Raw genomic sequence first — 13310 nt, forward strand, 5'->3', positions numbered from 1 at the left:
TCGTCGAACACGGGTACGGTCGCTTCAGGGCATGAACGAGTTGTGGATCGAGAAGTTGCCGAGGACTGGACCGACATCGTGATGGTGTCTACCGGCCGGACGCGAACAAGGAAGTAGGAACCTCGAATATGGCACGCATCGGTGACGGCGGCGATCTGTTGAAGTGCTCCTTCTGCGGTAAGAGCCAGAAGCAGGTGAAGAAGCTCATCGCAGGGCCTGGTGTGTACATCTGTGACGAGTGCATCGACCTGTGCAATGAAATCATCGAAGAAGAGCTCGCGGAGTCGAGCGAGGTCAAACTCGACGATCTGCCGAAGCCGGCCGAGATTCGGGACTTCCTCGAGAACTACGTGATCGGTCAGGACACTGCCAAGCGCACGCTGGCCGTGGCCGTCTACAACCACTACAAGCGCATTCAGGCCGGGGACAAAGCTCGCGATGCGCGGGGTGAGACCGTCGAGTTGGCCAAGTCCAACATCCTGATGCTCGGACCCACCGGATGTGGCAAGACCTACTTGGCTCAGACACTTGCAAAGATGCTCAACGTGCCGTTCGCGATAGCGGATGCCACAGCACTCACCGAGGCCGGCTACGTGGGTGAGGATGTCGAGAACATCCTCCTCAAGTTGATTCAGGCAGCAGATTACGATGTGAAGCGAGCCGAGACCGGCATCATCTATATCGACGAGGTCGACAAGATCGCTCGCAAGAGTGAGAATCCGTCGATCACTCGGGATGTGTCCGGTGAGGGTGTGCAGCAAGCGCTGTTGAAGATTCTCGAAGGAACCCAGGCGAGTGTGCCTCCGCAGGGTGGTCGCAAGCATCCACACCAGGAATTCATTCAGATCGACACGACAAACGTGTTGTTCATCGTGGCCGGTGCTTTTGCAGGCCTCGAGAGGATCGTCTCGGACCGGATCGGTAAACGCGGTCTGGGCTTCGGTGCGGAGGTTCGGTCGAAGGCCGAACTCGACACCCAAGACAACTTTGCCGAGGTCATGCCGGAGGACCTGATCAAGTTCGGTCTGATCCCCGAGTTCATCGGGCGTCTCCCGGTTATCGCCTCGGTGACCAATCTGGACAAGGAATCCCTCGTCACCATCCTGTCGGAGCCGAAGAATGCGCTGGTCAAGCAGTACAGTCGACTCTTCGAGATGGACAATGTCGAGTTGGAGTTCACTCAGGACGCGCTCGAAGCTATTGCTGATCAGGCAATCCTGAGAGGTACAGGGGCTCGTGGGCTCCGCGCCATTCTCGAAGAGGTCCTCAACCCGGTGATGTTCGACATTCCGAGCCGCGACGACGTTGCCAAGGTCGTCGTGACTTCCGAGACCGTCAACGACAATGTGTTGCCGACAATCGTTCCACGCAAGCCCGAACGCCCCGAGCGTCGCGAAAAGTCCGCGTAGCTCTCATATGCACGAGTGAAGCCCCGATCAGATGATCGGGGCTTCACTCGTCTTCGGCTCGGCCGGTGGACTTTCAACGCAGGATGCGCTCGGTATGCGAGTACAGATTCATGTTCTCGCCGCGAAGGAACCCGACGACCGTCAGTCCGGACTCTTCCGCGAGATCCACGGCGAGCGAAGACGGCGCCGACACTGCGGCAAGAATTGGGACGCCGGCCATCACTGCCTTCTGCGCCAATTCGAACGATGCCCGAGCGCTCACCATCAATATGTGGCCTCGCAACGGTATGAGTCCTTCACCGGTCGCCCATCCGAGTACTTTGTCGACGGCATTGTGCCGACCCACGTCCTCGCGAACAACGAGGACCTGACCGTCGCTGTCACACAACGCTGCGCCGTGCAGGCCGCCGGTGGTATCGAAGATCTTCTGAGCCTGACGCAACCGGTCCGGTAGCATCGCCAACACCTCGGACTTGACGCGAACGTCGTCGACGACAGGGGAGTACGTGGTCTTGGAGCGGACCGCGTCGAGTGATCCCTTTCCACACACACCGCACGAAGAGGTCGTGTAGAAATTGCGTTCCACTCCAGGCTCAGGCGGTGCGACTCCCGCCGCGAGTTCGATGTCGAGCACGTTGTATGTGTTCTGTCCGGTGTCGTCCACGCCGTCGCAGTAGCGCGCGATCCGGATATCGTCTCGGCTTGTGATGACGCCCTCAGTCAGCAGAAAACCATGGACGAGGTCCACGTCATGTCCGGGCGTACGCATCGTGACAGCCAGTGCGGTGCCGTTCACGCGGATCTCCAACGGCTCCTCGACGACGAGGGTGTCGGGGCGAGTCGTCTCGACCCGACCCCTCAGCCGAACCACGGGCCTGCGGGTGGTGATGCGTCCCATCGGTCAAGCACTCTTGGTGGGTTGGTTCATTCCTCGATTGTGCACTCTCGGTGGCGGACCGCGGTCTACCCCCGTCTCAGTGCAGCTACGAGGGCCAGCAACCGTGGATGATCGACAAGGTCGTCGACCCAGACCGCCTTCCCATTGTAGTCGGCCAGTGGAACCCGCCAATTCTCGTATTGAGTCTCATCGGTGCCGGGCTGGTTTTGAATTCTGTTCTCGCCCACTGCATCGACGAGTGCAACTCCCAGCAGGAGCGAAGGGGTCCGAACGATGAGCCGATACAACGCTTCGATGGACTCTTGCTCGGAGGCACCTGGCGCGAGCAGACCCCGCTCACGGGCGAGATCGAGCACTGCTTCCCGGCCTGCGGTGTCCTGCTCGATCTCGGCGTCGAGATCTCGTTCGAGTAGTCCGAGCCGATCGCGAAGGGCGATATGTTCTCCCCTCAGATATCCGAGGGTGGGCGGGAGATCATGTGTGGTGACCGACGTGAGGCACAGCGTGCGGTAATTCTCCGGTGCAATCGGTGCTCCATGATCATTTTCGAACCACAGAATCGAAGTACCGAAAAGCCCACGTTGCCCCAGATATTCCTGCACGCGTGGCTCGAAAACGCCCAAATCCTCGCCGACCACCACAGCCCCGGCACGCTCGGCCTCGAGGACGAGGATTCCGATCAAAGCCTCGTAGTCGTAGTGGACGTATGCTCCTTCGCCCGGGGTTGCGGAGCCTTCTGGAATCCACCACAGTCGGAATAGCCCGAGTATGTGGTCGACACGTACGCCGCCGGCATGACGAAGCACCGTTCTCAGCATGTCGCGATACGGCGCATAGCCCAGTTCGCGGAGTCTGTCCGGGTTCCACGGCGGCTGGTTCCAGTTTTGGCCTTGCTGATTGAAGTTGTCCGGTGGTGCCCCGACGGTGACGCCTGCGGTCAGGGCATCTCCCAACGTCCAGGCGTCGGCTCCCTGTCGATGCACCCCGACCGCCAGATCGTGCATGATCCCGATGTCCATTCCGGATGCAACGGCGACGCGCTGCGCACGGTCGAGCTGTTCGTCGCAGATCCACTGCAACCATTTGTGGAAATCGATACGTTCGGCGAGGTCCCTGCGCTGGCCGGTGGCGAAGTCGGTGTTCGGATGCGCCGCTGTGCTCGACCAGACCGGGGAATCAGGTCGATATTTCTCGGCCAGTGCGCACCACAGGGCGAAGTCGTCGAGACCCTTTCCTTCCCTCGCGACGAACGCGTCGAAGTCGTTCTTCCGTGCAACTGAACGCTCGACGCGGTGAATACGCTTCAAGGCGCGAAGTTTGGCGCGGAAGGATGGGTCGCGGTCGATGCTGCGGGTGCGCTTGTTCGCCTTGACGAAACTGCGTGCCGCTTCGCGAACCTTGGCGTACTGATCACGGCTCAGGTACGCGGTTTCCGCGATGTCCTCGACCCGGATGTACATCGGGTCGAAAAAGCGCCTCGTGGTGGGCAGGTAGGGGGATGCCTCCACCGGTGGGGCGGGACGCTGGGCGTGCATCGGGTTGACGAGGAGATAGTCGAACCCATGGGTTCCACCTGCCACGGCGGCCAGATCGGCCAGGTCGGCATAGTCACCGACGCCCCATGACCTGTTCGAGCGGACGGAGTACAACTGCGTCAGAAGACCGGTTCGCTGTGTACTGGTCAATGCATCGTTGGTCGAGAGTCGCTTCGGTGTCACCGCGATCGGACACTGCGCTGTCGTCGCGTGGTTGGAATCAGGCGCACTCACCGCGGTCAGGGTGTGCCAGCCGGGAGGGATGTCGCCGGGAATATCGAAAGTGGCGCGGCCGACTGGCTCGCCGTCGATGTCGCGTGGTTCGACCCAGATCTGAACCTGCTGTAGCAGAACCAGCTCACCGGTTTCTGTCGTGATCGTGACGGTGACGGGATCTCCATGGGGCACATGAATTTCCACGGTTTGCGGTTCACCGAAAATCGTCACGCCGACCGGTGGGACCATGCGGCGCCACGGTGCCTCGTCGAGATCGACAAGGGACTGGGCAACCTCCGTTTCGTTCTCGGCGGCGATGCCTCGTGCTCGGAGTATCTGCTGCAGGGTCTGCTCGGATACCTCGTGCTCGGCCTGATCCCAGCCCCGATAGGACGTCGAGATACCGGATCTTTCGGCGAGTTCGGCCAACTGCGCTGTGTAGTCCACAGCTTGATCGTGCCAGTACCGACAGTTCACGTCACCTGCTGACACACCGCAGCCGCCGATCGACGCGAGAATGAACCTCGCGCCCGAGCGCTCTACCGTCGGGAGAGTTGTCGTTCAGTGTCCAGGTCTGTGTCGGCATCGTGAGGAAATGGACCGGCGTGGGAAGCGAAGGAACTCGCAAGGATTGAACTCCGACGACCCGGGTACTCTGACTCCGGCCGATGCAGTTGCGTTCCTAAGGGGCCACTTGACTTCGACCGACAGAGACTTTTGGACGACTGATAGGGAGAGCGGATGACTGGCGTCGGCAAGATCGAAGAGCTGGAGCGAAACTCTGGCGCGCCGGTCGAGCTGCGCGTTGTCGCGGACGCCGAGCAATTGCCGGTGGTACGTGCGGTCGCCGAAACGCTTGCGGTCCTTGGTGATTTCACCCTCGACGACATTGCCGACATCAAGTTGGTAGTGGACGAGGTGTGCTCGGAACTGATCGCCGGGGCGCTACCCGGTGCAGAGCTCACCTGTGCTTTCACCGTGAGCGACGTCGGCATACGGATTTCTTCGAGTTCGGTCCTGGTTCCCGATCAGGTGCCGAAGTCCGATAGCTTCGGCTGGCACGTTCTGCAGACATTGACCGATTCGATCGCGATGAGCGAGCAGTCCACACAAGACGGAATGTCCGTGTCGGTGGACGTGGTCAAGCGGAGGAGCAACACCTAGTGCCTGCGCCGTACGAAAAGACCGCGCGGCGTCAGTCCGACGACTACAGCGAAGTAGTCCCACTCATCCAAGAGATGCAGTTGTTGGACAAGGATTCACCGCAGCGGCAAGTTCTTCGCGATCGCATCATCACTCGATGCCTGCCCCTCGCGGAGCACATCGCGCGACGCTTCGGTGGTCGCGGTGAAGCTCACGAAGATCTGCTTCAGGTCGCGAGGCTCGGTCTCGTCAATGCCGTCGATCGGTTCGACATCGAACGTGGATCCGACTTCGTTTCCTTCGCAGTTCCGACCATCATGGGTGAGGCGCGTCGGTACTTCCGAGACGCTGGTTGGTCGGTCCGCGTCCCGCGGCGGATGAAAGAGCTCAACTCCATGATCTCGGGCGCGGTGGGGTCCCTATCGCAAAAGCTGGGCCGCGCGCCGACGGCCAGTGAGATAGCCGCTGAACTTGGCATCGATGTCAAAGAAGCATCGCAGGCACTGCTGGCTCGCAGCGCCTATCAGACGGTATCCGTCGACTCGGTAGTGAGCGAGGATCGCTTGCCGCTGATGGATACCCTCGGCGACTACGACCCGGAACTCGAGAAGATGGAAAGCTACCTCACCGTGCGGCCGGCGCTCGAGAAGCTGCCTGAGCGTGAGCGGCAGATCGTCGTTCTGCGATTCTTCGGTTCGATGACGCAGACCCAGATTGCCGACCGCATGGGCATTTCACAGATGCATGTGTCGAGAATTCTGTCGAGAACGCTCACCCAACTGCGCGAGGAACTCGGGCCGAGCTGACCGCGAGTCGGCTCCGCGCCGTAGCATCGGGCGACGATGTCTTCAGCCTCGAGGAGTGCCCAGGTGCCACCTGCAGTAGCCACAGTGTTCGACGACCTGGATCGATACCTGGCGGCGCCGCGGGTGTCGGATATGGCGATGTCCGTGGACGGATCGAGAGTCGTCGTCGTCGTTTCAAGGCTCGACATCGACAAGGTGGCCTATGTCGGCGCTCTCTGGGAAATCGACGTCGAGGGTTCGGCTCCCGCCCGGCGTTTGACGTGGAGCGAACACGGCGAGAGCGGTCCCGCGTTCACCGCCGACGGAGACCTCTACTTTCTGCGTCGAACGTCAGAGGACGACGAGTCGGTAGCGGTGTGGTGCTTGCCTGCTGGTGTCGGTGAGGCCCACGTTGTTTCGAAGCGTGGCGCCGGTTACTCCGGTGTGGAAACAGCGAGCCATTCTTCACGTTTCGTGGCGATGTCCGAGGTCATGCGTTCTGCCGGGACCGACGAGGAAGACGAGCGGCTTCGTCAGTTGCGTAAGAACAAGAAGGTCGGCGCAATTCTGCACACCGGCTACCCTGTTCGCCACTGGGATAAAGACCTCGGACCGGCGACCCCGCATCTGTATGTCGGCGACCGTGACAGCGACCCCCGTCGTGTCACGGCGAACGCCGAAGGAGCTCTTCACGAGGCGTCCTACAGCATCAGCGCCGACGGTTCGTTCGTCGTGTCGACCTGGACGGTTCGAAAAGCCCTGGCAACTTCGCGCATTGTCCTGATCCGAGTCGACCTCGACACCGGAACGCGCACCACGATCGTCGACGACGATGGTGCCGATCTTGGTTCGCCGTCGATCTCACCGGATGGTTCACGAGTGGCCTTCGTCCGTGAATCGTTGTCGACGCCGGAACAAGCGCCTCGAATGACATTGCAACAGTACGTATTCGAAGATCGAACGGTGTCCGATCTGGCTCCTGGATGGGATCGGTGGCCGTCGAATCCGGTGTGGTTGTCCGATGGCACCGGAGTGTTGGTGGTCGCCGACGACCGGGGTCGTGCCCCGGTATTCCTGGTGCGCGACGGCGGGGCCAACCCGGTGACCACCACCGATTCCGCGTACAGCCACCTCCACGTGGCGTCGACCGGGGTCGTGATGGCATTGGAGGCGTCGTACCTGCAACCCATGCATCCGGTTCGGATCGACATCGAGTCGGGTGTGGTGTATCCGTTGGCACTCCCGGACCCATTACCGGCGCTGCCTGGAACACTGACCGAGGTCGAGACCGTGACCGAGGACGGCCGGCATGTTCGCGCGTGGCTTGCCCTACCGGCCGATGCGTCGGAGTCGGCACCGGCACCGCTTCTGCTCTGGGTGCACGGAGGGCCACTGTCTTCCTGGAATACGTGGTCGTGGCGTTGGAATCCCTGGGTGATGGTCGCGCAGGGATATGCGGTGTTGTTGCCGGACCCAGCGCTGTCCACCGGCTACGGCCAGAGTTTCGTAGATCGTGGGTGGGGGCGGTGGGGCAAGGAACCGTTCACCGATCTGATGGCCGTCACCGATGCTGCTGCCGCGCTCGACGAGGTCGACGGCACACGCACCGCCGCGATGGGAGGATCCTTCGGCGGATACATGGCGAATTGGATCGCCGGCCACACCGACCGTTTCGATGCGATCGTCACCCACGCCGGCCTATGGGCGCTCGACCAGTTCGGCCCCACGACCGACGCCGCGTACTACTGGCAGCGCGAGATGTCACCCGAGATGGCCTTCGAGAACTCACCGCACCTGTACGTGGCAGACATCGATACGCCGATGCTGGTCATTCACGGAGACAAGGACTATCGCGTACCCATCGGTGAAGGTCTTCGTCTGTGGTTCGAACTGCTCAGCGAATCCGGACTTCCCACCGATGACGAAGGAAAGACCGACCATCGGATGTTGTACTTTCCGTCCGAGAATCACTGGGTCCTCACTCCACAGCACGCCAAGATCTGGTACGAGGTCGTACTGTCGTTCCTTTCCGAACACTTACTCGGAATCGAGACGGAGATCCCCGAGATATTGGGCTGACCGAGCACCGGCAGTGGGGCCGGTAGTGGGCCTGTCGGTATCGAATCGGCTGACAACTAGAATCGACCGGTGACCAGTTCAGTGCCAGAGAACCCAGCCAACCCCGCCGACGCCCAGGACCGCAGCGTGGGTAGCGACCCAACCGGATTGCCGAAGAGCTGGGACCCGAGCGCGGTAGAGGCCGAGCTTTATCAGGGCTGGGTCGACGCAGGCTACTTCGAAGCCGACGCCACGAGCGACAAGCCTCCGTACTCGATCGTGCTTCCCCCACCGAACGTGACGGGAAGTCTGCACATGGGTCACGCGCTCGATCACACGTTGATGGACGCGTTGAGCCGTCGTAAGCGCATGCTCGGATTCGAGGTCCTGTGGCTGCCGGGGATGGATCATGCGGGTATCGCGACGCAGACCGTGGTGGAGAAGCAGCTCGCGGCCGAGGGGAAGACCAAAGAAGACTTCGGCCGGGAACTCTTCATCGACAAGGTGTGGGACTGGAAGCGTGAGTCGGGAGGCACCATCGGCGGCCAGATGCGCCGCATCGGTGACGGCGTCGACTGGTCACGCGAGCGCTTCACGATGGACGATGGCCTCTCGAAGGCAGTACAGACCATCTTCAAGCGAATGTTCGACGACGGCTTGATCTACCGGGCGGAGCGGCTGGTCAACTGGTCACCCGTGCTGCAGACCGCCATTTCCGATATCGAGGTCAAGTTCGAGGACGTCGAAGGCGAGCTCGTTTCTCTGCGGTACGGCTCGTTGAACGACGACGAGCCCCACGTCGTCGTCGCTACCACTCGCGTCGAGACGATGCTCGGCGACACTGCGGTGGCAGTTCACCCGGACGATGCCCGCTACCAACATCTGCTCGGAACGACCCTGGAGCACCCGTTCACCGGCAGACAGATCCCGATCATCGCCGACGACTACGTCGATCCCGAATTCGGCACGGGCGCAGTCAAGATCACCCCTGCCCATGATCCCAACGACTTCGAGATGGGGCTGCGGCACAACCTGCCCATGCCCACGATCATGGACAAGGCAGGTCGGATTGCCGACACCGGAACCGAGTTCGACGGCATGGATAGGTTCGAGGCCCGAATCAAGGTTCGTGAGGCGCTGGCCGAGCAGGGACGCGTCGTTGCCGAAAAGCGTCCTTACTTGCACAGCGTCGGACACTCCGAACGCAGCGGTGAGTCGATCGAGCCGCGTCTGTCGTTGCAGTGGTGGGTCAAGGTCGATGGGCTCGCAGCCGCTGCAGGTGATGCAATTCGCAACGGCGACACGACTATCCATCCGGCGAGTCAAGAGCCCCGCTGGTTCGCGTGGGTCGACAACATGCACGACTGGTGCATTTCGCGTCAGCTGTGGTGGGGTCACCGCATACCTATCTGGTACGGCCCGAACGGTGAGACGGTGTGCCTCGGCGCCGACGAAACGCCGCCCGAGGGTTGGGTGCAGGATCCCGACGTCCTCGACACGTGGTTCTCGTCCGGGTTGTGGCCGTTCTCCACTATGGGTTGGCCCGATGCAACCGATGAGCTCGCCAAGTTCTACCCCACCAGCGTTCTGGTCACCGGCTACGACATCCTATTCTTCTGGGTCGCCCGCATGATGATGTTCGGCACCTACGTCGCATCCGATCCGGCACTGGGTTCGGGGGAGGCCGGCAATAAGGTGCCGTTCAAGGACATCTTCCTGCACGGGCTGGTGCGTGACCAGTTCGGGAAAAAGATGTCGAAGTCCCGAGGAAACGGTATCGATCCACTCGACTGGGTCGACCGCTTCGGGGCAGATGCGTTGCGTTTCACCCTCGCTCGTGGTGCAAACCCGGGTGCGGACCTGTCGGTCGGCGAGGATCACGCGCAGTCCTCACGTAACTTCGCCAACAAGCTGTTCAACGCGACCAAGTTCGCCTTGATGAACGGCGCTGCGCCTGCGCCACTTCCGGCGCGAGCGGAACTGACGGACGCCGACCGGTGGATTCTCGATCGCCTCGACGAAGTGCGCGCCGAGGTCGACGTCGCATTCGAGCGCTACGAGTTCAGCAAGGCCTGTGAGGCGTTGTACCACTTCGCGTGGGACGAAGTATGCGACTGGTATCTGGAGATCGCCAAAGTGCAGTTCGGTGATACCGCACAGGCTGATTCGACTCGTACCGTGCTCGGCAACGTGCTCGATGCGCTACTGAGGCTCTTGCATCCGGTCATCCCGTTCGTCACCGAAACGTTGTGGAAGGTGTTGACCGGCGGCGAGTCGATCGTCATCACATCGTGGCCCGCCGCATCCGGAGACATCGCGGATGTGGTTGCTGCACAGCGTGTTGCAGATATGCAAAAGCTCGTGACCGAGGTTCGACGCTTCCGCAGCGATCAGGGTCTCAAACCGTCGCAGAAGGTCGGTGCAAGGCTCGTCGGGATCACCGACGCCGATCTGTCCACTCAGGTTCATGCCACTCGCGCTCTTGCGCGACTGATCGAACCTGCCGAAAATTTCACCGTCACGGCCTCCGTGGAGGTTCGACTGACGAAGGCGACGGTGACGGTCGAGCTCGACACTTCGGGAACCGTCGACCTCGTTGCCGAACGCGCGCGTCTGGTCAAAGACCTCGCCGCGTCCGAGAAGGAACTGACCCAGACCACGAGCAAACTGAGCAACGAGGCGTTTCTCGCCAAAGCCCCGGACGCCGTGGTCGAGAAAATCAAGAGCCGGCAGCAGATCGCGGTCGAAGAGATTGCGCGAATCAACGCCCGGCTAGAAACGATGGGGCAGTAGTGTCCGAATCCTATTCAGCTCCTTCCCGACCCAGTCCGGTGGACATGGCCGAATTGGCGCTTGTCGAGGCAGAACTGGACAAGCGGTGGCCGGAGACGAGGATCGAGCCGTCGACCGCGCGGATCGCGGCGCTGATGGACCTTTTGGGATCACCGCAGAAGGCGTACCCGTCGATTCACGTTGCCGGTACCAACGGTAAGACATCGGTGACCCGCATGATCGATGCCTTGCTGACGCATTTTCACCGCCGAACAGGCCGGACCACCAGTCCGCATCTGCAATTGGCGACCGAACGGATCAGTGTCGACGGCATCCCGATCTCGCCGCGGTTGTACGTGGACACCTACAACGAAATCGCTCCGTTCGTAGAGATGGTCGACGCGCAGTCCGAGGCCGCAGGCGGACCACGTATGAGCAAGTTCGAGGTCACCACCGCCATGGCGTTCGCGGCGTTCGCGGAGGCGCCGATCGAGGTCGCCGTCGTGGAGGTCGGTCTCGGTGGTAGATGGGATGCCACCAACGTTGTCGACGGTGAAGTAGCTGTGATCACCCCGATCGATATCGACCACGTCGAGTTTCTCGGTGGTGATCTCGGTGGTATCGCCAAAGAAAAAGCCGGAATCATCAAGAAAGCACCGGAGCGGCTCGTGCCGCGAGACACCGTCGCCATCTTGGCCGAGCAGAAGCCCGAAGTTGCCGACGTGCTGTTGCGCGCCGCGGTGGAAGCCGATGCTGCCGTCGCCAGGCAGGGTTCGGAATTCAGGGTGCTCGCGCGTCGGATCGCCGTGGGCGGTCAACAACTCGAGTTGCAAGGTCTCGGTGGGGTGTACACCGATATCTTCCTACCGCTGCACGGAGAGCATCAGGCGACGAACGCGTCGTTGGCGCTCGCCGCGGTCGAGGCGTTCTTCGGCGCGGGCGCCGATCATCAACTCGACGTGGACATCGTTCGAGCGGCCTTCGCGTCCATCGTGAATCCTGGCAGGCTCGAACGCGTTCGCAATGCTCCAACGGTGTTTCTCGACGCTGCACACAACCCACACGGGGCCAGAGCTCTCGCTGCGGCTCTCACCGATGAATTCGACTTCCGAAAACTGGTCGGAGTCGTCAGTGTCATGGGAGACAAGGACGTCGAGGCCATGTTGACGGTGCTCGAGCCGGTGTTCGACGAAATCGTCGTCACACACAACGGATCACCGCGAGCCATGGACGTCGAGGAACTCGCAGGCCTGGCCGTCGCCAAGTTCGGCGACGAACGCGTGGTCGTCGCCCCGACGCTCGCCGACGCGCTCGAGACCGCCATCGGGCTCGCCGAGGAAGTTGCAGATCCCGGTGAGGCCGTCTCGGGTGCCGGGGTGATCGTCACCGGATCGGTAGTCACCGCCGGAGCAGCTCGAACATTGTTCGGAAAGGAGCCAGTATGAGTGAGGCAGGGGAGGGCGGTAGCGAGTTCAAGCCGCCGGCAATCGATCCGTGGAAAGGCTTCCGCGGAGTCACGGCAGGGACCCTCGTTCTCGAGGCCATCGTCGTTTTGCTCGCGTTACCCGTCGTGTCGACGGTCGGGGGCGGCCTCGGTTGGTTCTCCACGTTGTACCTGGTGGGGATGGCCGTGGCGTTCGTGCTTGCCGCAGGTATGCAAGGACGACCGCAGGCGATGCAGATCAATCTCGCTCTTCAGGTGTTCGTTCTGCTCGGTGGATTCATTCACCTGTCGATCGCAATCGTGGGAGTGGTGTTCCTCGCGGTGTGGATATATCTGCTGTACCTACGGCGGGACATCACTCGACGGATCGAACGCGGCATGCTCAGAGGTCAGCGGGACTGAGACTGCGAATCCGGCGAATATCGGCACTCCGCGGTGGGTCTGAGCGTAGGTAGTCGGGGTCCGTCCACTACTGTCTACTTTCGTGACCGAGCGCACCCTTGTACTGATCAAGCCAGATGGAGTTGCCCGCCGCTACGTAGGCGAGATTCTCGGCCGAATCGAGAAGAAGGGATTGAGTATCGCAGCACTGGAACTCAAATCCGTTTCCCTCGAACTGGCCGGCGCGCACTACGCCGAACATAAGGACAGGCCGTTCTTCCCAGCGCTACTCGAGTTCATCACCTCTGGACCCGTCGTCGCCGCGGTGTTGGAAGGACCGAGAGCTATCGCTGCGTTCCGCCAGATCGGGGGAGGCACCGACCCGGTCGAGAAGGCGGTTCCAGGAACCATCCGCGGAGATCTTGCCCTCGACGGACAGCAGAACCTCGTGCACGGATCGGACTCCGTCGAGTCCGCCGAGCGTGAGATCGCGTTGTGGTTTCCAAGCCTTTCCTGATTCTCGACACTAGTTCGGGCTCGCCCGCCGTGCCGCCGACTACAAGATCGGTGCGGCGTGGCAGGTTCGCTTCACCCGGTGTGGGATACTCGTGAAGGTTGCTTTCACAACACGCTTTACCTCGACAAGTTTTGCCAGTAAAAAAATTTTGC

Annotated in this window: 11 protein-coding genes; 8 read left to right on the top strand and 3 right to left on the bottom strand. The window is 61.5% G+C overall.

What is annotated here, in order from left to right; all coding sequences use genetic code 11:
- Positions 1–128 precede the first annotated feature (128 nt).
- The gene (clpX, locus tag QMK32_RS10795; protein WP_269304391.1) at positions 129–1409 is read left to right on the top strand and encodes an ATP-dependent Clp protease ATP-binding subunit ClpX; all 1281 of its coding nucleotides are present in this window, start codon (positions 129–131) and stop codon (positions 1407–1409) included.
- Positions 1410–1482: 73 nt separating this feature from the next.
- Here the strand turns inward: clpX and fdhD are convergent, their stop codons facing one another.
- Together fdhD and malQ are read right to left on the bottom strand one after the other, a co-directional pair.
- Positions 1483–2307 carry a formate dehydrogenase accessory sulfurtransferase FdhD gene (gene fdhD, locus QMK32_RS10800; RefSeq protein ID WP_283474890.1) on the bottom strand — a complete coding sequence of 275 codons (825 nt, stop codon included), beginning with the start codon at positions 2305–2307 and terminating at the stop codon, positions 1483–1485.
- A gap of 65 nt (positions 2308–2372) precedes the next feature.
- Entirely contained in the window at positions 2373–4505 is a 2133-nt protein-coding gene (gene malQ / locus QMK32_RS10805) for a 4-alpha-glucanotransferase (RefSeq protein WP_283474892.1), read from the bottom strand.
- Between the two features lie 294 nt (positions 4506–4799).
- Here malQ and QMK32_RS10810 point away from each other — a divergent pair, with 294 nt between their 5' ends.
- The 6 genes from QMK32_RS10810 to QMK32_RS10835 all read left to right on the top strand — a co-directional run bounded on the left by QMK32_RS10810 (position 4800) and on the right by QMK32_RS10835 (position 12662).
- Complete coding sequence (locus QMK32_RS10810; protein WP_283474894.1) at positions 4800–5222, top strand: ATP-binding protein; 423 nt, start codon at positions 4800–4802, stop codon at positions 5220–5222.
- Complete coding sequence (locus QMK32_RS10815) at positions 5222–6007, top strand: SigB/SigF/SigG family RNA polymerase sigma factor (RefSeq protein ID WP_084344662.1); 786 nt, start codon at positions 5222–5224, stop codon at positions 6005–6007. The genes QMK32_RS10810 and QMK32_RS10815 overlap by 1 nt, the downstream gene beginning before the upstream one ends.
- A 36-nt stretch (positions 6008–6043) precedes the next feature.
- Positions 6044–8065 carry a S9 family peptidase gene (locus QMK32_RS10820; protein WP_283474895.1) on the top strand — a complete coding sequence of 674 codons (2022 nt, stop codon included), beginning with the start codon at positions 6044–6046 and terminating at the stop codon, positions 8063–8065.
- Positions 8066–8134: 69 nt separating this feature from the next.
- Positions 8135–10837 (top strand): valine--tRNA ligase, encoded by a 2703-nt coding sequence (locus QMK32_RS10825; protein WP_283474897.1) that lies wholly within the window; start codon positions 8135–8137, stop codon positions 10835–10837.
- Positions 10837–12261, top strand: a complete 1425-nt coding sequence (gene folC / locus QMK32_RS10830; protein ID WP_502943570.1) for a bifunctional tetrahydrofolate synthase/dihydrofolate synthase — start codon at positions 10837–10839, stop codon at positions 12259–12261. Before QMK32_RS10825 ends, folC begins: the two co-directional genes overlap by 1 nt.
- Positions 12258–12662: a DUF4233 domain-containing protein gene (locus QMK32_RS10835; RefSeq protein WP_283474901.1), complete on the top strand. Its 405-nt coding sequence runs from the start codon at positions 12258–12260 to the stop codon at positions 12660–12662. The genes folC and QMK32_RS10835 overlap by 4 nt, the downstream gene beginning before the upstream one ends.
- Here the strand turns inward: QMK32_RS10835 and QMK32_RS25360 are convergent.
- The gene (locus QMK32_RS25360; RefSeq protein ID WP_442972356.1) at positions 12603–12758 is read right to left on the bottom strand and encodes a hypothetical protein; all 156 of its coding nucleotides are present in this window, start codon (positions 12756–12758) and stop codon (positions 12603–12605) included. The genes QMK32_RS10835 and QMK32_RS25360 overlap by 60 nt on opposite strands.
- On the opposite strand from QMK32_RS25360, the gene ndk reads away from it, so the two are divergent.
- On the top strand, positions 12745–13158 hold the full coding sequence (gene ndk / locus QMK32_RS10840) for a nucleoside-diphosphate kinase (RefSeq protein ID WP_084344669.1): 414 nt from the start codon (positions 12745–12747) through the stop codon (positions 13156–13158). The genes QMK32_RS25360 and ndk overlap by 14 nt on opposite strands.
- Positions 13159–13310: the final 152 nt, after the last annotated feature.

The organism is Rhodococcus sp. H29-C3, from assembly GCF_030063405.1.
Lineage (GTDB): Bacteria > Actinomycetota > Actinomycetes > Mycobacteriales > Mycobacteriaceae > Rhodococcoides.

Excerpts from the sequence above, each read along its gene's own strand:
- QMK32_RS10810 (WP_283474894.1), top strand. The coding sequence starts at position 4,800 with ATGACTGGCGTCGGCAAGATCGAAGAGCTGGAGCGAAACTCTGGCGCG.
- QMK32_RS10820 (WP_283474895.1), top strand. The coding sequence starts at position 6,044 with ATGTCTTCAGCCTCGAGGAGTGCCCAGGTGCCACCTGCAGTAGCCACA.
- fdhD (WP_283474890.1), bottom strand. The coding sequence starts at position 2,307 with ATGGGACGCATCACCACCCGCAGGCCCGTGGTTCGGCTGAGGGGTCGG.
- QMK32_RS10835 (WP_283474901.1), top strand. The coding sequence starts at position 12,258 with ATGAGTGAGGCAGGGGAGGGCGGTAGCGAGTTCAAGCCGCCGGCAATC.
- clpX (WP_269304391.1), top strand. The coding sequence starts at position 129 with ATGGCACGCATCGGTGACGGCGGCGATCTGTTGAAGTGCTCCTTCTGC.